This window comes from Mesorhizobium sp. M0016 (genome assembly GCF_040324035.1).
Classification (GTDB): domain Bacteria; phylum Pseudomonadota; class Alphaproteobacteria; order Rhizobiales; family Rhizobiaceae; genus Mesorhizobium.
This window is the reverse complement of record NZ_JAMYVM010000029.1, coordinates 41,811-62,506: the sequence shown is the minus strand read 5'-3', so window position 1 is coordinate 62,506 and position 20,696 is coordinate 41,811. Positions and strand designations below refer to the sequence as shown.

Sequence of the window (20,696 nt, the reverse complement as noted above, 5' to 3'; positions counted from 1 at the left end):
ATCCTCAGGGGACGAGGAACGGGATTTCTCCCTCAAGTTACGTGCGACTATCGACGCCGGGCCTTAACAACTCCTTACCGGCCGTCCAAAAAATTTACGAATGTGTACCACTCATGAAATCTAGGTAAATTCGACCGACATATCTGGTTAACCATCCCGGCCGCGTCACTCAGCCAGCTGCGGCAGGTTCCTGAACAGCTCCAGCGCCTCTGGATTGGCCAACGCTTCCTTGTTCTTGATGGCGCGGCCATGCACCACGTCGCGCACTGCAAGCTCGGTGATCTTGCCCGATTTGGTGCGCGGAATGTCGCTGACGGCGACGATCCTTGCCGGCACGTGGCGCGGGCTGGCGCCGCTGCGGATCTTGGAACGAATGCGCTTTTCCAGATCCTCGTCCAGCGTCACGCCGGCGGCCAGCCGCACGAACAGCACGACGCGGACGTCATTGTCGAAATCCTGGCCGATGCACAGCGCCTCAAGGATTTCCGGCATCTGTTCGACCTGATTGTAGATCTCCGCCGTGCCGATGCGCACACCGCCCGGATTGAGCGTCGCGTCGGAACGGCCGTGGATGATCATGCCGCCATGCGCGGTCCATTCGGCGAAGTCGCCGTGGCACCAGACATTGTCGAAGCGCTCGAAATAGGCCGCATGGTATTTCTTGCCCTCAGGATCGTTCCAGAAGCCGATCGGCATCGACGGAAACGCCTTGGTGCAGACCAGCTCACCCTTTTGCTCGCGGATCGGCTTGCCGTCATCGTCCCATACATCGACAGCAAGGCCGAGGCCGGGACCCTGGATCTCGCCGGTCCAGACCGGTTGCGTCGGTACGCCGAGCACGAAACAGGAGACGATGTCGGTGCCGCCGGAAACCGAGGCCAGATGCACGTCCTTCTTGATGCCGTCAAAGACGAAGCGGAAATCCTCCGGCGACAACGGTGAGCCGGTCGAGGAAATCGCCCGCACACTCGACAGATCATGGCTGCGGATAGGCTTGAGCCCGGCCTTGCGTACGGAATCGATGAATTTGGCCGAGGTGCCGAAAAAGGTCATCTTCTCGGCATCGGCGAAGCTGAACAGCACATTGCCGTCGGGGTGGAAGGGTGAGCCGTCATAGAGCAGCAGCGTGGCGCCCGAGGCCAGGCCCGACACCAGCCAGTTCCACATCATCCAGCCGCAGGTGGTGAAGTAGAAGAAGCGGTCGCCTTCGACGAGCCCGGCATGCAGCCGGTGTTCCTTGACGTGCTGGACCAGCGTGCCGCCGGCCGAATGGACGATGCATTTGGGAATGCCGGTGGTACCTGACGAGAACAGGATGTAGAGCGGATGCGCGAACGGCAGCCGCTCGAACGTGACCGCTTTGGCGGTAAAGGGTGACAGCGCCTCTTCGAGCGCCACGGCCTTGTCGATGATCGCTGCGATATCGCGCGAGGTACCGAGATAGTCGACGATCAGGACCTTGCGGACGGTTTCGAGCTTCGCCGCAACGGCAGCGATCTTGTCGGCTACCTCGATTGCCTTGCCATTGTACCAATAGCCGTCCGGCGCAATGAATATGACCGGCTCGATCTGGCCGAAACGGTCGAGCACGCCCTGCTCGCCGAAATCGGGGGAACAGGACGACCAGACCGCGCCGATGGAGGCGGCCGCCAGCATGGCGGCGACGGTTTCCGGCATGTTGGGCATCATCGCCGCGATGCGGTCGCCCTTTTTCACCTTGAGCGACAGGAAAAGCTGCTGAAAGCGCGAGGTCAGTTGGTGCAGTTCGCTCCACGACAGCCGCCGCTCGATCTTGTCCTCGCCGCGAAAGACGATCGCGTCACCGGAACCGGTCTTCTTCAGCAGGTTCTCGGCGAAGTTCAGTGTCGCATCGGGAAAGAACGATGCGCCGGGCATCTTGTCGCCATCGACGAGCACCGTCCCATCGGTCCCTTTGTCGCCGACAATGCCGCAAAAGTCCCACAGCAGGCTCCAGAAGCCTTCGCGATCCTCGACCGACCAGCGGTGCAGTTCGGCGTAGGAAGCGAAGGATGTGCCGCTTTTGGCCGCTGCTGCCTTCATGAACGCGGTCAGTGGTGCTGCGTCGATCTGGTCTTGCGTCGGGGTCCAGAGCGGTGCTTCGGCAGCCATGATCGATCCTCCTTGAAGCCCGTCGCGTCGCAAGATAGATATGCTTTTGTTTTGATGCACGTCGTTGTCCCGGAACCGCTGCACTCTTCCGGGCGACATGCACTAGCCTCAGCTTTACAGGCGTCGCTGCCCCAAAAACGCCGCGCCTCGTAGCAGGCTGAAGCTGCATCGCTTATGCCTACCACCGTGCGGCAGAGCAAGATTTTGTTCCGCTAAACTCGGCCATATGTGCGCAATTGCCATCGCCGGGCCATAAAGACTTGAAATGCCTCAGCCCTAAGTCGTAGTGACGGCTGGAAGGCGTGGTGACGACTGGCGGTTACACCCGTCAGGCGTTATCGGAATGAAAGCAACCGGGGCAATATGCCATCACCTTTGATCCGGCGCGGAATATGGGCGATCGGCGTTGCCGTGCTCGTCATCGCGCTGGTCGTCGCCGCTCTGCCGCTGTTTGCCTCGACCCGGATCGTGCGCGATCGCATCGCCTGGGAAATGAGCGCGTGGAGCGGTTTCAGGGTCACCATCGCCGGTTCGCCGCGCATCGAGGTGTGGCCGAAGTTCCGCGCCATACTGAGCGACGTCACGCTGTCGCAGTGGACCGAGACCGACGCGCCGCCGGTGATCGAGGCCGAACGGGTCGAGGTCGACCTTTCGGCCATGGCGGCGCTGCAGGGCGATGTGGTGTTTTCGACGGCGCGGCTGGTGCGGCCGACGATCCGGGTCCAGCGCGCCGCAAACGGCATATTCCTGCCCGCCATACCAACGGGCGGACGCATCACCCGCTCCATCGACACGGCGCGCGGCGTGGTCAACGCCGATCCGACGAAGCCGGATCTGAGCAAGCTGCCCGCCGATCCGTTCGGCACCGTGGAATTCAGGGACGGCCGCATGGTCGCCTCCGTCGGCGGCAAGGACGTCGAATTGCTGACCAGCCTGTCCGGCCAGGCGAGCTGGGCAGCGATGAACAGCAACGCGACCTTGTCGGCGACCGGAATCTGGCGCGGCGAGAGCGTCACCGTCGATGCCGCCTCGCCCAAGCCGCTGGTGCTGTTTGCCGGCGGCGCCGCACCGGTCACGTTTTCGTTCAAGGCAGCGCCGGCCAGCTTCTCGTTCGACGGCACGGCCAGCATGTCGCAAAACGCCTATTTCGATGGCCAGGCGAAATTCGCCGCGCCCTCGCTGCGGCGCGTGCTGGAATGGTCGCAGGCCGGCATTGCTCCTGGTACGGCGATCGGTTCGGTCTCGATTTCGAGCAAGATCACGGCGACCGCCGGCCGCGTCAAATTCGAAAACACCGCGGTGACGCTCGACAACAACCCGGGAATGGGGGCGCTGGATTTTTCGTTCGGCGACGCCTTGCCGGTGATATCAGGCACACTCGCCTTCGACACGCTCGACCTCAGGTCGCTGTTTTCGGCCTTCACGCCGCTGGCGCCGACCGGCGAGACCGGTCCCGGCGAAATCGACACCAGCTTCGCCGACCGGATCAATCTCGATCTGAGGCTGTCAGCGGCGCATGCCTCGGCCGGCGCAATCCAGCTTGCCGACGTCGCCGCCACGGCGCAGGTGAAGAACGGGCTTGCCGTCTTCGATATCTCCGATGCGTCGGCCTTTGGCGGCAACGTGCAAAGCAGCCTGCGTTTCGACCGTAAACCGGAGGGCTCGCAGGTCGAGATCCGGCTGCTCGCCTCCGACATTGACGGCGCCGCTTTCGGCACCGCGGCCGGAATGACGCGGCTGGTGCCGGCCAGCACCGGCACTGTCTCGGTCATTCTCAAAGGGCCGGGCAAATCCTGGGACTCGATCTTCGAGAACGCCGACGGCTCGGTCTCTGCGACGTTCGGGCCGGGCGCGCTGAGCGGGCTCAATTTGCCGGCATTTCTGAAGCACACGGAACAGGGCGGCTTCTTCGCGCTCGACGACGTCTCGGACGGGACACTGCCGATGGACGGCGCCGAGCTCAAGGCCACCATCTCGAAGGGTGTGGCAAGGCTGGACAAGGCCGAGGCCAATTCGGCGAAATACAAGGTCTGGCTGTCCGGCATCGCCTCTTACGGCGGACGCGGGCTGGCGCTTTCGGGGGGTGTCACCCAGGCCGACCCGGCAGCGGCACCGGTCAATGGCCAGCAGGGATCCAACCAGTCGTCATTCTTCGTCGGCGGCACCTGGAGCACGCCGTTCATCTCGCCGATCAGCCGCGGCGTCTCAGGCGAATAGGCGGACCCTTACCGGGACCGCCCTATCCCTCGTTTGACGCAATCAACCGCGCTGCGCGGCCTGTTCGTCGAGCTGGCGTTGCACCTCACGCCGCTTGTTGGCGACCGAAGCGATGATGACGCCTACCGCCACGACGGCGATCAGGATGGTGCAGGCGGCGTTGATTTCCGGCGTCACGCCGAGACGCACCTGGCTGTAGATCTTCATCGGCAGCGTGGTGGCGCCAGGCCCGGAGGTGAAGGAGGCGATGACCAGGTCGTCAAGCGACAGGGTGAAGGCCAGCATCCAGCCGGAGACGATGGCCGGCATGATGACCGGCAGCGTGATCTGAAAGAAGGTCTTTACCGGCGTTGCGCCGAGGTCCAAGGCAGCTTCTTCCAGCGAACGATCGAACGACACCAGGCGCGACTGCACGACGACAGCCACGAAGCACATGGTCAAGGTGATGTGAGCAAGCGTCACGGTCAGGAAGCCACGGTCGAGACCGACGGCAACGAACAGCAGCAACAGCGACAGGCCGGTGATGACTTCCGGCATGACCAGCGGCGCAAACACCATGCCGGAAAACAGGATGCGGCCGCGGAAGCGGGTGTAGCGGGTCAAGGTCAGTGCTGCCAGCGTGCCGAGCACGGTTGCCACAGTGGCGGAGATGACACCCACACGCGCGGTCACCCAGGTGGCGTCCATCAGCCCCTGATTGTGGAACAGCGAGGCATACCATTTGGTCGAGAAGCCGCCCCAGACGGTGACCAGCTTCGACTCGTTGAAGGAGAAGACGATGAGCAGCACGATCGGCAGATAGAGAAAGGCAAAGCCCAGCACGACCGAGGTGACGTTGAAGCGGCTCCAGGTGGCGTTCATTTGTCCTGCTCCTGGGCGCGCGCCTGGGCCTGCTGGAAGAGCATGATCGGCACGATCAGGAGCAGCAGCAGGATGACGGCGACGGCCGACGACACCGGCCAGTCACGGTTGGCGAAGAATTCATTCCACAAGGTCTTGCCGATCATCAGCGTCTGCGAGCCGCCGAGCAGATCGGGAATGACGAACTCGCCAACCGCTGGAATGAACACCAGCAGGCAGCCGGCGATGACCCCGGGCAGCGACAGCGGGAACGTGATCTTCCAGAAGGCTGATGTCGGCGGGCAGCCGAGATCCTTTGCCGCCTCGATCAGCGAGTAATCCATCTTTTCCAGCGACGAATAGAGCGGCAGCACCATGAATGGCAGGTAGGAATAGACGATGCCGATGAAGATCGCCGTGTAAGTGTTGAGGATGATCAGTGGCTGATTGATGATGTGCAGCGACAACAGCAGCTGATTGAGCAGACCCTCGGGCTTGAGGATGCCGATCCAGGCATAGACGCGGATCAGGAACGACGTCCAGAACGGCAGGATTACCAGCATCAGCAAGGTCGGACGGATCGTCGCCGGCGCGCGGGCCATGCCGTAGGCGATCGGGAAGCCGACGAGCAAGGTCAGGATCGTCGAGACTGCAGCGATGATAACGCTGGTCACGTAGGCTTTGACGTAAAGCGCGTCCTGCGTTAGCCAGACATAATTGTCGAAGCTGAGTTCGCGGAAGCGGACAAAGAACCCGGACATGCCGTCCCTGAAATCGAGCGCCGGCGTGTAGGGCGGCATGGCGATCGCCGACTGCGACAGCGAAATCTTGAAGACGATGATGAACGGGATGAAGAAGAAGAACAGCAGCCAGAGATAAGGCACGATGATGACGAGCCGGCTGACGAAGCCGGCACCGACCCGCGTCAGGAACGGTTTGGCCGCGGCCGATGGACCGGCGTCGGTGAGTGCAATGTTGGACATGGCCGCCCCCTACCGTGTCAGCACGACGCCGGCATCCGGCCGGAAGGAGACCCAGGCGCGGTCGTTCCAGGTCAGCGGATCATCGGTGACGCGTGCAGCGTTGAGCGCGCTTGCCCTGATGATCTGGCCGTCATCCAGCCTGATGTGGTAGACGGTCATGTCGCCGAGATAGGCGACGTCGTAGACCTCGCCCTCAAGCGCATTGACTGCGTCGGCCGGTTTCTTCGACGACACCTTGATCTTCTCCGGCCTGATGGCGAAGACGATGTCGGAACCGGCCTTTGTATCGGTGCTGTTTTCGACGACGATCTGGGCCCCTGTCGCGCCGGTAATGCGCGTGGTGTTTGCCGCACGCTCGGCGACCTTGCCCTCGAACATGTTCACATTGCCGACGAAGTGGGCAACGAAGCGCGAACTGGGGGCTTCATAGACTTCCGCCGGCGTCGCCACCTGCATCACCTCGCCCTTGTCGATGATGGCGATGCGGTCGGCCATGGTCATCGCCTCTTCCTGGTCGTGGGTGACGACGACGAAAGTGAGCCCGAGATTTTGCTGCAGGTCCATCAGCTCGAACTGCGTTTCCTCGCGCAGCTTCTTGTCGAGCGCGCCGAGCGGCTCATCGAGCAGCAAGACTTTTGGCCGCTTGGCAACCGAGCGGGCGAGCGCGACGCGCTGGCGCTGGCCGCCCGACAATTGGTGCGGCTTGCGCTTGGCGAACTGCTCTAGCTTCACCAGCTTCAGCATCTCGGCGACGCGCTTTTCGATATCCGGTCCCGGCATGCCTTCCTGCTTGAGGCCGAAGGCAATGTTCTTTTCCACGCTCATATGCGGGAACAGCGCATAGGACTGGAACATCATGTTGACCGGGCGGCGGTAGGGCGGGATGCCGCGCAAGTCCTGGCCGTCGAGAAGGATACGGCCGGCGGTGGGCTCCTCGAAGCCGGCAAGCATCCGCAGCAACGTCGACTTTCCGCAGCCCGACGCGCCGAGCAGGGCGAAGAACTCGCGCTCGAAAATGGTCAGCGACAGATTGTTGACGGCGGTGAAGTCACCGAACTTCTTGGTGACGTTCTCGAATTGGATATATGGCTTGGCGTTCGGGTCGTTCCATGGCGCGAAATCCCTGCGGATGCTGCCAAGCGATTTCATGTCCCACTCCGTCCTATTTTTTTGCTTCTTGCCCCAGAGAAGAATGGTCCCGGCAGGTGGCTGCCGGGACCATGTCGCATTGCTTACTGGCCGGTGACGATCTTGGTCCAGCTGCGCGTGATCAGGCGCTGGGTCTTGGGATCGTAGGGCTGGACCGTATAGAGCTTTTTCAAGGTCTCGGCGTCCGGATAGACCGCCGGATCATCCAGCAGCGCCTTGTCGACGAACTGCTGCGAAGCCTTGTTGCCGTTGGCGTACAGCACATAGTTGGACGACTTGGCGATCACTTCCGGCTTCATCATGTAGTTGAGAAATTCGAGTGCCTCGGCGGCATGCGGCGCATCGGCGGGAATCGCCATCTGGTCGAACCACATCTGGGCGCCTTCCTTGGGCACGGAATAGCCGATCTCGACGCCTTGCTTGGCCTCGACCGCGCGGTTGCGCGCCTGGAAGACGTCACCCGACCAGCCGACCGCCAGGCAGATGTCGCCGTTGGCGAGCGCGTTGATGTATTCGGACGAATGGAATTTGCGGATATACGGACGCACCTTCAGCAACGTCTCCTCGGCCTTTGCGATGTCGTCAGGTGAGGTGCTGTTCGGATCGAGGCCGAGGTATTTGAGCGCCGCCGGGATGATGTCGGCCGGCGAGTCCAGCACATAGACGCCGCAGTCCTTCAGCTTGGCCAGGCTGCCGGGATTGAAGAACACATCCCAGCTGTCGATCTTGTCGGTGCCGAGTGCTGCCTGCACCTTCTTGATGTTGTAGCCGATGCCGACGGTGCCCCACATGTAATTGATCGAGTATTCATTGCCGGGATCGTATTTGGCGGTCCGCTCCGAAACCGTGTCCCACATGTTGGAAATGTTGGGCAGCTTCGACTTGTCGAGCTTCTGGAACACGCCGGCCTGGATCTGGCGCGCCAGGAAGTTGCCGCTGGGCACGACGACGTCATAGCCGCTGCCGCCGGCAAGCAGCTTGGTTTCGAGGATTTCATTGGAATCGAAGGTGTCGTAGACGACCTTGATGCCGGTCTCCTTGGCGAAGTCGTCAATGATCGAACTGTCGATGTAATCCGACCAGTTGAAGACGTTGACGACGCGATCCTCGGCATGGCCGCCGACGGCGAAAAGCGTCAGAAATGCCGAGGTTGCCGAAAGCCAGAGCGCTTTGCGGATCATGCTGTTCTCCTTTGATGAGTGTTCCTTCGCCAAGTCGTCGCTGTTCGAGCGCGATTGGGCATTTGCTTCAGAGTATTGAGCTTTCCGGGCAGCCACAAGCGTGAACTGCCGGCGCCATCCGGGCGGTTCGACAAGCGGCAGATCATGGCTCTGTGTGCCCGCATGGCGGGCGCGCTGACGCAGTCAGAGGCTTTCGCCGTGGCGCGGGCAGGGATACGACGCTGTGGTCCGGTCTTGGTCCGACCGGCGGGGACACTTGGCAAGATAAGCCTGTCTTGTTGTTGCCGTGCCCCCAGCCTGCCCGTGCCGCAGCAAGGTTGTCAATGGCCCGCGCGGGGAAGCTCGGTCAATAGGGCGTGCGGCTTCGCTAATTGGGGAAAGACGGGCGTAATTACGGAAGACGGGCTCAACTAAGGGAAAGGCGGGTCAATTAGGCGATGGCAGGCCGGTGGTCCCCGGCCGTGCAGGCCTCGCCTGGCGCTTGAATTCAAGCCCGATATGGACGAGCAGCGCGGCGACCACCACCGCGCCGCCGATGATGGTGCGCACCGAGGGCACCTCGCCATGAACGAGCCAGACCCAGATCGGTCCGAGGATCGGCTCGAACGTGCCGAGGAGTGCTGCGATCGCCGCCGGAACCAGCCTCGCGCCGGTGGCGAAGAAGGCAAGGCCCAGGCCGAGATTGATAACGCCGAAGGCAAACAGGAAAGCCATGTCGTGGGTCGACGTGGCAAACTGCGTGGCTTGCGATGCGGCGAAAGCCGCTGCCAGCATCGTGCCGAGGCACGTCGCCGGCGTCATGCGCACATGGGCGAAGCGCCGGGTGATGACGGTGGCAATCGAGAACATGACGGCGATCAGCAGCGACAGCCCGTCGCCGATGGGCGATACGGCGCCGTCGAGCGATTCCGACACCATGATGGCGACGCCGGCGATGACGGCGGCGATCGCCACCCAGGTCGCGACGGCGACGCGTTCGCGAAACAGCACCCAGGCAAGCAATGCCGCCAGCAGCGGCACACCGGCCTGCATCAACAGGATATTGGCAACGGTGGTGTAGGCGAGCGCGACAACGAAGCACGTCGACGCCGTGGCGAAACAGACGGCCACGGCAAGGCCGGGCAGGCCCATGTCGCGAAACAGCCGCAACATGCCGCGCCAGCCGTCGCGCCAGGCCATGAAGCAAATCAGGAACACAGCCGCCCACAGCGAGCGCCAGAACACCACCGTCCAACTGTCAGCGGTGTCGATGAAGCGGGCGATGGTGCCGCCAAAGCTCCACATCAGCGCCGACAGGAACACCAGCAGCAAGCCGACCCGCTCTTCGCGCGGCGAGACGATCGGCGGTGCGGCGATTGGAGAAGATGCGGTATCGGTCATGGGGTGCGACTGTCGGCTATCTCGGGGTGGCATGATGCACAATGGACGACAGAAACGTGCCGTATTCGCCTAGCGCATAGGCTACCGCCGGACGTGACCCAGCCCGGCATTCCCTTTGGCGCACCGCCAACCGGCAGCCATACGGGCAAACACCGCCGTTTCTAGGACATGCTCTTGTTGCCGCGGATAAAGCGCCAGAGACCGGCCAACGGCACCAGCAGCAGAATGCCGAACTTTTTCAGGGCGATGAGCGCGACTGCAATCAGGCCGGCCTTTGCCGCGAGTTTTCCGGCGATGAGGCCGCCAATGCCAACCGCGGCGACCGTGTCGGTGCCTGGCAGAAAATCGGTGTATTTCTTGCCGGTGTTGAAGTCCGCCACGCCCAGCACTTCGTCCAGGCTCTGCTTGATCTCCGGCAATTGTTCGACCGTAGCGATGTAGCTCATCACGAAGACGCCTTCCCGGCCGAGGAAACGGACGTCGTAATTGAGCGTGTGGACGGTATCGTCTCCGAACTGCAGTTCCTTGGCCCAGTGCAGCCGCTTGTGGACGAAATCATAGACCGGCGGCGAGGCCCAGCCGATCAGCTTGATCGGGGGAAAGCCGTCCTTCACCCGCTGATCGTTGGCCGACAATGTGTCCGCCTGCATGCTGCTCAGCAATTCGGTGTAGTCGATGGATGCGGCGTCGGCGTCATCGACATGGCCGATCTTTTCATAGCGCAATTCGATGCCCCAACCGTTGCCGGCGATGGGCTCGTACTTGGCCGGGAAGATCATGCCGATTGCTTCGGACGCGGTATCAGGCGGATTGCCCCAGGCCTCGGTCAGGACGGACGTCGCGTCCTTCTTGCCCAGAAAATAGAACTTGTCCTTGAGATCGAGATGGATGCCTTCGGGAAGGTCGACCGCGCCGGTCTTTGGATCGATTTTGTCCAGGAATGCCTTGCCGTCGTCACTATACTGTTGATAGTCCTTGAAGAATTCCGAGGATTTTTCTGCCAGAACAGGCCCCGCCAAAAGGGCAAGCGCCACGCCAAGCCACAAAGCTTTCCTGTTCATAAGCCGTCCCCCCCTTGGCTGCCCTGCGGCTCACCTTTCGATAGCGCAGCGCCGATGCTTAATCAATATTTGGTTCGGCGGTGGTTCGGGCCGCACTCTATTGCTTAAGGCCAATAGCTCCAGTCTTCCGGGACGGCCAGCTCGAGAGCATCACTGGAAATCGAAAGCGCTCAGGCCCGTCACCATCTCGTCGAGGCCCAGCGGACGGGTCACCGGCGGCTCGGCGCGGGCGAGGCAGCCGATGCGTTCGCACAGCCGGCAAGCAGGACCGACCGGCGTGGCGGCGCCCTGTCCGGCCTTTGCCGGCAGCCCGGCGCCATAGACGATCTCGTCGCGAAAGCCGATATCGCAGCCCAACAGCAGCGCGGTGCGGCGCGGACGCTCGGAGAACGAACCCTGCGGCCCTTCGAGCGTGCGTGCGATGCAGAGGAACTCGGCGCCGTCGGGCATTTCCACCGCCTCGACCAGTATCTGGCCAGGCGAAGCGAAAGCGGCATGGACCGGCAGTTTCGGGCAGCCGCCGCCAAAGCGGCTTTGCGGAAAGCCCTGGCCGCCGGCCTTGCGGAAGCGGTTGCCGGCATTGTCGACCTCGAGCATGAAGAACGGCACTCCGGACAAGCCAGGGCGCTGCAGCATGGTCAGGCGGTTCGCCGCCTGTTCGAAGGAGACGCCGAAACGCGAGCGCAGCACATCGATGTCGTAACGAGCCCGCACGGCGGCGGCATGAAATGCCTGATAGGGCATCATCAAGGCATTGGCGGCGTAGCGGCCGAACTCGAAGCGGGCGAGCCGACGGGCTTCGTCCGTACCGAGCTTCAGCGTCTGAATTTCGCCGGCGACAGCGACCGTCATGCGGATCAGGCAGGCCTCCATGGCGACTTCGCGCAACTGGTCGAACGGCGACAGCCGCTCCGATAGAAAAAGACGCTGCGAATGACGGTCATAACGGCGGCGCCAGTTCGGCATGGTGGCGACCGGCAGCACCTTGACGACGATGCCATACTCGCGCTTCAGCCACGCCTTCAGCGCGCCGAACAGATCGTCGCCGGGGTCGAGCATCGAGGTGAAGGCCTCGGCCTCCTCCTCCAGTGCTGCAAAATGGTTCGGCCGGCGCTCGAAAATCTCGTGCACTTCGTCGATCGGCAGCCGCGCACCGGACAGCGCCGTGGCGCGGCCCTCGCGCACCAGAAGCTCGTTGAGATCGGACAGCCGCTCGGCCTGCTCGCGGTAAGCGCGAAACAGTTTTATCATCGCAGCCGATGCATTGGGGGCGGCCTCGGCCAGTTCGATCAGTTCCTGGTCGCCCGGCAGCTCACCGGCAAGCAGCGGGTCGCCGAACACTTCCTTCAAGGCCGAGATCGACCCTCTCGCCTCACCCTGCAATTCATGCGGGTCGACCTTGTAGACAGAGGCCAGCTTCAGGATCAGCTGCACCGTCAGCGGCCGCTGGTTGCGCTCGATCAGGTTGAGATAGGACGGCGAGATGCCGAGCCCCTCGGCCATCGCCGTCTGGGTCAGGCCTTTGGCGATGCGGATGCGGCGGATGCGCGGCCCGGCGAATATCTTCTGGTCGGCCATCGGCTTTCCTTGACAGGAATTTACACGACTTGCGAGCGATGAACGGCGCACCATCTTTTTACAATCATGACAGATTTACAGCGGCAAGCAGTCAAACACAACACAGGTTTTCTCTTATTTTCTACCGGAAATGGCGGTTTTCCTCGCTCTCGTCGCGGCGCAATGTAAATGATGTCACACACAGACGACGCACACCATCCCAGGGCGCGGCGTTTCAAGACACTGGCATCGATTGATCTGGAGTGACCAATGACTGATTTTTACAATCTTGTCCCATCCGCGCCCGAAGGCCGCTTCGACGGCATCGAACGAGCCTATTCGCCGGACGATGTGAAGCGGCTGCGCGGGTCGGTCCAGATACGCCAGAGTCTTGCCGAAATGGGCGCCAACCGGCTGTGGAAGCTCATCCACGAGGAAGACTTCGTCAATGCACTCGGCGCCATGTCGGGCAACCAGGCGATGCAGCAGGTGCGTGCCGGGCTGAAGGCAATCTATCTCTCGGGCTGGCAGGTCGCCGCCGACGCCAACACCGCGTCGGCCATGTATCCGGACCAGTCGCTCTATCCCGCCAATGCGGCGCCCGAACTGGTCAAGCGCATCAACCGCACGCTGCAGCGCGCCGATCAGATCGAGACCTCGGAAGGCAACGGCCTGTCGGTCGACACCTGGTTCGCGCCGATCGTCGCCGATGCCGAGGCCGGCTTCGGCGGACCGCTCAACGCCTTCGAGATCATGAAGGCGTTCATCGAGGCGGGCGCTGCCGGCGTCCACTATGAGGACCAGCTGGCCTCTGAGAAGAAGTGCGGCCATCTCGGCGGCAAAGTGCTGATCCCGACCGCTGCGCATATCCGCAACCTCAACGCGGCGCGTCTGGCGGCCGACGTGATGGGCACGCCGACGCTAGTCGTGGCACGCACCGATGCGGAAGCGGCAAAGCTTCTGACCTCCGACATTGACGAGCGCGACCAGCCTTTCGTCGACTACGATGCCGGCCGCACGGTTGAAGGCTTCTACCAGGTCAGGAACGGCATCGAACCGTGCATCGCGCGCGCCATTGCCTATGCGCCGCATGCCGACCTGATCTGGTGCGAAACATCCAAGCCCGATCTGGCGCAGGCCAAGAAATTCGCCGAAGGCGTGCGCAGGCATCATCCGGGCAAGCTGCTCGCCTATAATTGCTCGCCGTCGTTCAACTGGAAGAAGAACCTCGACGACGCGACGATCGCCAAGTTCCAGCGCGAGCTCGGCGCCATGGGCTACAAGTTCCAGTTCATCACATTGGCCGGGTTCCACCAGCTCAATTTCGGCATGTTCGAGCTGGCCCGCGGCTACAAGGCGCGGCAGATGGCGGCCTATTCCGAGTTGCAGGAAGCCGAGTTCGCGGCCGAAGTCCACGGCTACACCGCGACCAAGCACCAGCGCGAGGTCGGCACCGGCTATTTCGACGCCGTCTCAATGGCGATCAGCGGCGGCCAGTCCTCGACCGCCGCCATGCATGAATCGACTGAGCACGCCCAGTTCAAGCCGGCAGCGGAATGAACCGATTGACATAACCAACAGAGGAAACGCCCGAAGGGCAAGGGAGAAGAAAATGGCATCCATAAGCCGCGTCAAGGAACGTGCAGAAGAGCAGTCCACCACGATGAGTGTCGACCAACAGGCGACCATCCGCATGCTGGCCAACGACCTGCACCGGCTCAATCAATCGGTGATGAAGGCAGTGGAGGCCGGCGTCTCGGTGGAACTGGTGCGCTCGGCCCGGCATCATGGTGGCGACGGCAATTGGGGCGACCTGCTGATCCCGGTGATCGTCACGCAGAAGAGTCACGGCTGATCTTCCCTAACGGAAGCTTTGTGCTTGTGGAACCTATGGGCCCCGCCGCTCACTGGCCGATTTCAACGTCACCCGCGGGTTTTCAGCGCGGGTGACTTTCGCTTTTGAGCGTAAACTTAACTACAGTTCGAAAACAGACCTTGTCTCCGGGTTTTAATATTTCCGGCTATATTTCGCAGGTCCGTCATTTCAGCTTGACATGGCGGGCGATCTCACGCCAATTGGCTCTCGGATTTCAACCCTGCATTGAAGCAGCGCCGAGTGCCCGCCCCGCCCATGTGCCCTGTGAACCGCGAGACCGACACCGCCAAACATCTGAATTCGTCAAGCAGGGACGCGAACTCCGAGATATCAACGGATTTCTCCCACGTGCTGGTCGTTGGAAAATCGCCGATCAACCGGGTGGTGGTGTCGAAGATCGTCGAGAAGTCCGGACTGAAGCCGATCTCCGAGTCGCCCGAAATGGCGGCCAAGACATTGCGAACCCTCATTCCGGGCGCCGTCGTTCTCGATGGCGGCCCCGACAACGAGGACTGCCGCGCGCTGATGGCGGCCATCGACGCCTTGCGGCGGACATCTGGGCGGTCGCTCCCCAAGGTGATCCTGCTTTCAACCAAGACCGACACGCCCGACAGCCTGGGCCTGTCGAGCGTGGTCGATGTGGTGGTAACCAAGCCGATCACCACCGAAAGGCTACAGCCGGTGGTCGACCGGCTGATCAGTCTCGGGCGCGGCTGATCGCAATCCGCCCGAACGCGTGCGGGGCGGTCAGCCTTCCTTGCCGATGCTCTCGATCAAAGCCGGCAGTTCGCCAAGATCGACAATCTGGCGGAAGCGCGGTGCTGCCATCGGCGGTTCGACATGTTCGAGCACCCAGGTCAGTTCGTGCGGGATGTACACACCCCAGCTCCCGGCCTCGAGGGCCGGCACCACGTCCGACTTGAGCGAATTGCCGACCATCATGCTGGTCTGCGGGCTGCCGTGACGGCCAAAGATCCTGGCATAGGTGGCGGCGCTCTTGTCGCTGACGATCTCGACGGCATCGAACAGGTCGCCAAGGCCGGACGCCGCCAGCTTGCGCTCCTGGTCGAACAGATCGCCCTTGGTGATCAGCACCAGATGGTAGGCGCCGGCGAGCCTTTCCACGGTCTCACGCGCATGCGGCAACGCCTCGACAGGATGGCCGAGCATATCGCGGCCGGCAGCCAGGATTTCGGCGATGGTCGAGGCCGGAACGCGGCCCTCGGTCACGTCGATCGCAGTCTCGATCATCGACAAGGTAAAGCCCTTGATGCCGAAGCCGTAGACGGCGAGGTTGCGCTTCTCGGCCTCCAGCAGCCGCGCCGAGATGTGCTCGGCCTCGCCATGATCGGCGAGCAGGGCTGCAAAGTGCTTCTCGGTCAGGCGGAAGAACTGTTCGTTCTGCCACAGCGTGTCGTCGGCGTCGAAGCCGATGGTGGTCAGGGGCATGGTCGACTGTCCCGTTTCAAGTGAAGGCAGTGATGTAGACGTTGTCGCCGCGCACTGCTAGCTACGGCAAGGGGAATGGTGGGCAACAATGCCGGAATTGGGCGCCTGGAAGCGTGAACTGGAGCAAATTCTGAGCTCCTTGCCAGGTCGCGCTCCGACCGAACTCATAAATGCCATCCGAGATCTTGGCATCGCCATGGGACACGATACCGGCGAGGCGTTGCTTGAAACCTACCCGGAGATCCTTTCGCACCGACCGGCGCTGACCGCCGCATTCGGCAAGATGGTGCAGGCGCAAGATGCCGCCGAGATCAGGCAGATGCTGGATCAGGACCTGAGCGGTCCGGCATCGTTCAGACAGATCGCAGCGGGGAAAACAAGCATCGGCGTGCTGTCATCAAAGGATGCCTATAACCGCCTCGACGAAGTCTTCGATCATGTCGATTTCAATAATTGCCGCCGCGCTGTCATGGTCGGCTGCGGCGGGCGACCGTTCACCATGTTCCGTATTCACGACCAGACAACTGTCCCTGAGATCATCGGCCTCGACATCGTTCCCGAAGCCGTCGAAACGGCAAACAGGCTCGCCGCCAAGCTCAGCTATGCGCGCATGCGGGCCGAGCTGTGCGACGGATGCGATTATGATTACAGCGACGCTCAGGTTGTCTATGTCGCGAGCATGGTTTCGCCTAAGGCAGCTGTCGTGTCTCGTATCGCCGATACCGCGGCCGAGACTGTGCAGATCGTTTTGTGGGAGCCTGTTTCGCTAGGCAGGCTTTGGGCTGAAAATGCGGAACGCACACTTGACCCTCGGCTAGAGGTCATCGGCCGCACGAGCATCTCGCGAAACATGACCAGAGACGTGTTCGTCGCCCGACGAGACGGTTCATCTTCGACCCGGCAGCTGGGCTGATCGTGTCGGCTCTTGGAAAGAGCGATCGAGTGATCCTCGCCCTGGCGCGGGCATGGTGCCTGGTGCGCCATCCCATGATTTGCAAACGCACATTCGACCATAGCGGCATGCTGCCGGATCCGGCGAGACCGGCTTCCTATGCAGACAAGTTCCTGTGGCGAAAGCTTTTCGATCACAATCCGTTTTTCACGACAGCTTGCGACAAGCTCGCCTCGAAAACCTACGCTTTGTCCACCTGCCCCGAACTAAAGACTGCCGAGGTCCTATGGTCCGGGGAAGACGCAACAAAGATTCCGGCGGAGGTTCTTGCCGGCAATGTCATGGTGAAGGCCAATCATGGCTGCCGCTGGAACATGATGGTGCGCAACGGTGAGGTGGACAGAGCCAGGCTGCGCCGGCGTACAGCTCGCTGGATGCGCCGTCGCTACGGCAGGAAATTCGGCGAATGGGGCTACAAGTACGCCAGCAGGCGCATCCTTGTGGAAGAGATGCTCCTTCAGGACAGTCAGCCTGTCGCTTTGGAGTACAAATTCCACGTGTCCAACGGGACGACGGCCTATGTCTATGCCGCACGTCGGGATGAGCACGGCAACGAACAGAAATGTCATTTCGACCGGGACGGAACCTATGCGCCGCCACCGCCAGGCAGCGGCCCCCAGTGGGTCCGGATCGACCTGCCGGCATCCTTCCCGCGCATGCTTGCCATCGCCGAGCGGCTGACCGTGCCGTTCGATCACATGCGTTGCGATTTCTACGAAATCGACGGCGCGATCTTCTTTTCCGAATTCTCGGTCTATCCGCTATCCGGCAAAGGCATCATCAACACAAGGCTCAGGGATCTGTGCGCAGACAGCTGGGACCTCAGCCAATCCTGGTTCCTGACCGCGCCGCAAAGCGGATGGCGCAGGCTCTATGCCGGTGCCTTGCGCAGATGGCTGGATGCAAATGCGCTGCCCGGCAAGGCCGTCTGACAGAGGCCGTCCAGCCTCGTTGCCGCACCTATCGGGCCGGCTCCCCTTCCCTTCCATCACCGGCAACAGCTATACTGTGATAATTGCAACCCAAACTGGTGAATGATGCCGCCTGCGAAAAAGGAAGTCCGTCCGTCGACCCGCGGAGGACGCGTCCGAACGCCTGCCTTCGTGAAAAATCAACGCGGCGTGAAGAACTGGAAGGAAGTCAGCGCTTGGCTGGAATGGCGCGGCATCGAAGACATAGAATGCATCACGCCTGATCAGGCTGGCGTCGCGCGCGGCAAGATGATGCCGTCGAAGAAATTCACTTCCAACACCTCGCTGGCGCTGCCATCGGCAGTGTTCATGACGACGATTTCGGGCGGCTATCCCGAGGATGGCAACGGTTTCCACTATCCGGAGGATGATGGCGACCTGAAGCTTATGCCGGATCTGTCGACGTTGACCGTCGTGCCGTGGGAAGAAGACCCGACGGCCGCCGTCATCTGCGACCTCGTCCATCAGGATGGCCGTTCGGTCGAGTTCACGCCGCGCAACGTCCTGAAGCGCGTGGTAGCAGCCTATGACAAGCGCGGGCTGAAGCCGGTGGTGGCGCCCGAGATCGAATTCTATCTGGTGCGCAAGAACCCCGACCCGGATTATCCGTTGACCCCACCCGTCGGGCGTTCCGGACGGGCAATCGGCGGCGGCGCCGGCTATTCGATCGCCGGCGTCAACGAGTTCGACGAACTGATCGACGACATCTACCATTTCTCCGAAAGCCAGGGCCTGGAGATCGACACGCTGATCCACGAGGAAGGCGCCGGCCAGCTCGAGATCAATCTGCGTCACGGCGATCCGGTCGAGCTCGCCGACCAGGTGTTCATGTTCAAACGCACCATCCGCGAGGCAGCGCTCAAGCATGAGATCTATGCCACCTTCATGGCCAAGCCGATCCAGGGCCAGCCAGGTTCTGCCATGCACATCCACCAGTCGATCATCGACAAGAAGACCGGGCTGAATATCTTTTCGGCGAAGGACGGCTCGGAAACCGACGACTTCTTCCATTTCATCGGCGGCATGCAGAAGCATGTGCCGAACGCGCTGGTGATGTTTGCCCCTTACGTCAATTCCTACCGCCGGCTGACGCAGTCGGCCTCGGCGCCGGTCAACAACAAATGGGGCTATGACAACCGCACCACGGCGTTCCGCGTGCCGCGCTCGGATCCGGCGGCGCGGCGTGTCGAAAACCGCATCCCGTCTTCCGACGCCAACCCCTATCTGGCGCTGGCGGCCTCACTTGCCTGCGGGCTGATCGGCATCACCAACAAGATCAAGGCCGAGCCTCCGGTGCTGACCACCGCAAACGCCGATGAGATCGACCTGCCGCGCGGCCTGCTCGAAGCCGTCGACCTGTTTGAGGGCGACGAGGAGCTGTGCGCCCTTTTGGGCAAGTCCTTTGCCGCAACCTATGCAGCGATCAAGCGGGCGGAGTTCGAGACCTTCATGGAAGTGATCAGCCCGTGGGAGCGGGAGTATCTGTTGCTCAACGTGTGAGCGGCGACTTCGTCGTGTGAATGGTGAATAGTGAATGGTGAGTAGTTTCATATTGGATGGATGAGCGCAGACGTCGTGCGTCTCGCAGCCATTCACCATTCACCATTGGCTGGTGTCCCCATGCCTTACCAATCACCTATCTCCCCCGGTCGCTCCTGGTACGAAGACACAGCCGGACCACGCCCTGAGTACCCTGCCCTGGACGGCGACCGCAGCTGCGACGTCGTCGTCGTCGGCGGTGGCTTCACCGGGCTGTCGGCGGCCGCTCATTTGGCCAAGGCGGGAGCCGACGTCGTTCTGATCGAGGCGCATCGCTTCGGCGACGGCGCTTCAGGGCGCAATGGCGGCCAACTCGGCACGGGCCAGCGCGCCTGGGCCGAAGAGATGGAGGCCGAATACGGCTTCTCCCGCGCCAAGGCGCTGTTCGACCTTGCCGAGGAGGCGAAAGCGCACCTGCTCGAATTCGCCGCCGTCAACCAGATCGACATCGACTATATGCCCGGCCAGTTGTCCGTGGCGCACAAGCCGCGTTATCTCGACGACTACAAGGCGCATGCCGAGATCATGGCGGGCCGCTTCAATTATCCGCACATCGCCTTCATGGATGCCAGGGAAACGGCCGAACGGCTGGGCTCCACACGCTACTTCGGCGGCACCCGCGACACCGGCACCGGACACATCCACCCGATGAAACTGGTGATCGGCACGGCAAAGGTCGCGGCAGCGGCCGGCGCGCACCTGTTCGAGCAGACACTATCGACCGGTGTTACCTCCAGCGGCGGCAAGGTCAGGGTGACGACTTCGAGAGGAACCATCACCGCCCAGAAATGCCTGATCGGTGTAAATGCCTATGGCGGCACGCTCGAGCCGGTGAGTGCCGCGCACATCATGCCCATCGGTTCCTTCATCGGCGCGACGGTGCCGCTGGGCGTCGATTCGAAAGTGCTGCCGGGCGGCGAGGCGGTCGACGATTCGCGTTTCGTCGTGCGTTATTTCCGCAAATCCAGGGATGGAAGGCTGCTGTTCGGCGGGCGCGAGGTCTATGGCGTCAACGATCCGAAGGACATCCATGTCCATATCCGCCGGCAGATAGCCGAGCTTTATCCGGAACTGAGCGATGTCGAGATCACCCATGGCTGGGGCGGCTATGTCGGCATCACCATGCCCAGGAAACCGTTCGTGCGCGAGGTGATGCCCAATGTGATCTCGGCCGGAGGCTATTCCGGCCACGGCGTGATGCTGTCGAACTTCTTCGGCAAGCTCTATGCCCAGACCGTCGCCGGCAACCGCGACAGACTGAAGCTGATCGAGGACCTGAACATCCCGGCTTTTCCCGGCGGCCGGCGATTTAGAACGCCATTATTGTTCTTGGCACTGAACTGGTTTGCCCTGAGGGACCGAATATAGGGAAAGTATCTCATATCAGCCGTGGCTGGTACTGAGCTGTTTC

The 20,696-nt window shown here is 62.0% G+C and carries 17 protein-coding genes; 8 read left to right on the top strand and 9 right to left on the bottom strand.

Translation table 11 applies throughout. The features are described 5' to 3' along the window. Positions 1-165: 165 nt before the first annotated feature. Positions 166-2,130, bottom strand: a complete 1,965-nt coding sequence (locus NKJ88_RS28900; protein ID WP_023834053.1) for an acetoacetate--CoA ligase — start codon at positions 2,128-2,130, stop codon at positions 166-168. A gap of 363 nt (positions 2,131-2,493) precedes the next feature. Between NKJ88_RS28900 and NKJ88_RS28895 the strand changes: the two genes are divergently transcribed. Continuing rightward, the gene (locus tag NKJ88_RS28895; RefSeq protein WP_023753890.1) at positions 2,494-4,347 is read left to right on the top strand and encodes an AsmA family protein; all 1,854 of its coding nucleotides are present in this window, start codon (positions 2,494-2,496) and stop codon (positions 4,345-4,347) included. 42 nt (positions 4,348-4,389) lie between these two features. Here the strand turns inward: NKJ88_RS28895 and NKJ88_RS28890 are convergent, their stop codons facing one another. The 7 genes from NKJ88_RS28890 to NKJ88_RS28860 form a co-directional block, all read right to left on the bottom strand. Continuing rightward, entirely contained in the window at positions 4,390-5,208 is an 819-nt protein-coding gene (locus tag NKJ88_RS28890; RefSeq protein ID WP_023669326.1) for an ABC transporter permease, read from the bottom strand. Continuing rightward, positions 5,205-6,170, bottom strand: coding sequence for an ABC transporter permease subunit (locus NKJ88_RS28885; protein WP_352446467.1), 966 nt, complete (start codon positions 6,168-6,170; stop codon positions 5,205-5,207). Before NKJ88_RS28885 ends, NKJ88_RS28890 begins: the two co-directional genes overlap by 4 nt. 9 nt (positions 6,171-6,179) lie before the next feature. After that, the gene (locus NKJ88_RS28880; protein ID WP_023669324.1) at positions 6,180-7,319 is read right to left on the bottom strand and encodes an ABC transporter ATP-binding protein; all 1,140 of its coding nucleotides are present in this window, start codon (positions 7,317-7,319) and stop codon (positions 6,180-6,182) included. 83 nt (positions 7,320-7,402) lie between these two features. Next, positions 7,403-8,500 (bottom strand): polyamine ABC transporter substrate-binding protein, encoded by a 1,098-nt coding sequence (locus NKJ88_RS28875; RefSeq protein ID WP_352446465.1) that lies wholly within the window; start codon positions 8,498-8,500, stop codon positions 7,403-7,405. Positions 8,501-8,926: 426 nt separating this feature from the next. After that, positions 8,927-9,880, bottom strand: a complete 954-nt coding sequence (locus NKJ88_RS28870) for a DMT family transporter (RefSeq protein WP_023669322.1) — start codon at positions 9,878-9,880, stop codon at positions 8,927-8,929. 161 nt (positions 9,881-10,041) lie between these two features. After that, complete coding sequence (locus tag NKJ88_RS28865; protein WP_352446463.1) at positions 10,042-10,941, bottom strand: DUF2167 domain-containing protein; 900 nt, start codon at positions 10,939-10,941, stop codon at positions 10,042-10,044. 150 nt (positions 10,942-11,091) lie between these two features. After that, complete coding sequence (locus tag NKJ88_RS28860) at positions 11,092-12,519, bottom strand: helix-turn-helix domain-containing protein (protein WP_352446461.1); 1,428 nt, start codon at positions 12,517-12,519, stop codon at positions 11,092-11,094. Positions 12,520-12,768: 249 nt separating this feature from the next. Here NKJ88_RS28860 and aceA point away from each other — a divergent pair, with 249 nt between their 5' ends. From aceA to NKJ88_RS28845, 3 genes are all read left to right on the top strand, one after another. Further along, a complete protein-coding gene (gene aceA, locus NKJ88_RS28855) occupies positions 12,769-14,058 on the top strand; it encodes an isocitrate lyase (protein WP_023669319.1) in 1,290 nt (429 codons plus the stop codon). 52 nt (positions 14,059-14,110) lie between these two features. Next, a complete protein-coding gene (locus NKJ88_RS28850; RefSeq protein ID WP_023669318.1) occupies positions 14,111-14,353 on the top strand; it encodes an SMc00767 family acetate metabolism repressor in 243 nt (80 codons plus the stop codon). 276 nt (positions 14,354-14,629) lie between these two features. After that, a complete protein-coding gene (locus NKJ88_RS28845) occupies positions 14,630-15,091 on the top strand; it encodes a response regulator (protein ID WP_352446478.1) in 462 nt (153 codons plus the stop codon). Between the two features lie 30 nt (positions 15,092-15,121). Here the strand turns inward: NKJ88_RS28845 and NKJ88_RS28840 are convergent, their stop codons facing one another. Beyond that, entirely contained in the window at positions 15,122-15,823 is a 702-nt protein-coding gene (locus tag NKJ88_RS28840) for an HAD family hydrolase (RefSeq protein WP_031214827.1), read from the bottom strand. 88 nt (positions 15,824-15,911) lie between these two features. Here NKJ88_RS28840 and NKJ88_RS28835 point away from each other — a divergent pair, with 88 nt between their 5' ends. From NKJ88_RS28835 to NKJ88_RS28820, 4 genes are all read left to right on the top strand, one after another. Next, positions 15,912-16,736: a class I SAM-dependent methyltransferase gene (locus NKJ88_RS28835; RefSeq protein ID WP_023711778.1), complete on the top strand. Its 825-nt coding sequence runs from the start codon at positions 15,912-15,914 to the stop codon at positions 16,734-16,736. Between the two features lie 29 nt (positions 16,737-16,765). Beyond that, a complete protein-coding gene (locus NKJ88_RS28830) occupies positions 16,766-17,707 on the top strand; it encodes an ATP-grasp fold amidoligase family protein (RefSeq protein ID WP_023832755.1) in 942 nt (313 codons plus the stop codon). Between the two features lie 102 nt (positions 17,708-17,809). After that, a complete protein-coding gene (locus tag NKJ88_RS28825; protein WP_023669313.1) occupies positions 17,810-19,246 on the top strand; it encodes a glutamine synthetase family protein in 1,437 nt (478 codons plus the stop codon). Between the two features lie 120 nt (positions 19,247-19,366). Continuing rightward, positions 19,367-20,653, top strand: a complete 1,287-nt coding sequence (locus NKJ88_RS28820; protein ID WP_023692383.1) for an NAD(P)/FAD-dependent oxidoreductase — start codon at positions 19,367-19,369, stop codon at positions 20,651-20,653. The last annotated feature ends 43 nt before the right edge of the window (positions 20,654-20,696 follow it).